Source organism: Vibrio genomosp. F10 str. 9ZD137 (assembly GCF_049974785.1).
In the GTDB taxonomy this organism is placed as follows: domain Bacteria; phylum Pseudomonadota; class Gammaproteobacteria; order Enterobacterales; family Vibrionaceae; genus Vibrio.
The window spans coordinates 1-488 of the sequence record NZ_JBNGCJ010000549.1; the positions used below are offsets into that span (position 1 = coordinate 1).

At 46.5% G+C, this 488-nt stretch carries 1 protein-coding gene; it reads left to right on the forward strand.

The window, feature by feature from the left end; translation table 11 throughout:
* Positions 1–488, forward strand: a 488-nt coding sequence (locus ACP45E_RS13365; RefSeq protein ID WP_241824312.1) for an aconitase family protein, incomplete at both ends; no start/stop codon positions are given.

Consider the following 488-nt stretch of genomic DNA (forward strand, 5'->3'; position numbering starts at 1 on the left):
ATGCACAGTTTGACGCTGTTGTGACATTAGACGCTGCGGACATCAAGCCACAAGTTACTTGGGGCACAAACCCTGGACAAGTTATTTCAGTAGACACTCCAATTCCTTCACCAGAAAGTTTTTCAGATCCTGTAGAGAGAGCCTCGGCTGAAAAGGCACTAGCCTATATGGGACTGGAAGCAGGTAAAGCACTGTCTGATTATAACGTTGATAAAGTATTCGTTGGCTCTTGCACAAACTCTCGTATCGAAGACATGCGTGCGGCAGCAGAAGTTGCAAAAGGCCGCAAAGTCGCTTCACATGTCCAGGCGCTTATCGTACCAGGTTCAGAACAAGTTAAAGCGCAAGCTGAAGCTGAAGGTCTAGACAAAATATTCATTGAAGCAGGCTTTGAGTGGCGTTTACCTGGGTGCTCTATGTGCCTAGCAATGAACAATGACCGCTTAGGTCCACATGAGCGCTGTGCATCAACATCAAACCGTAATTTT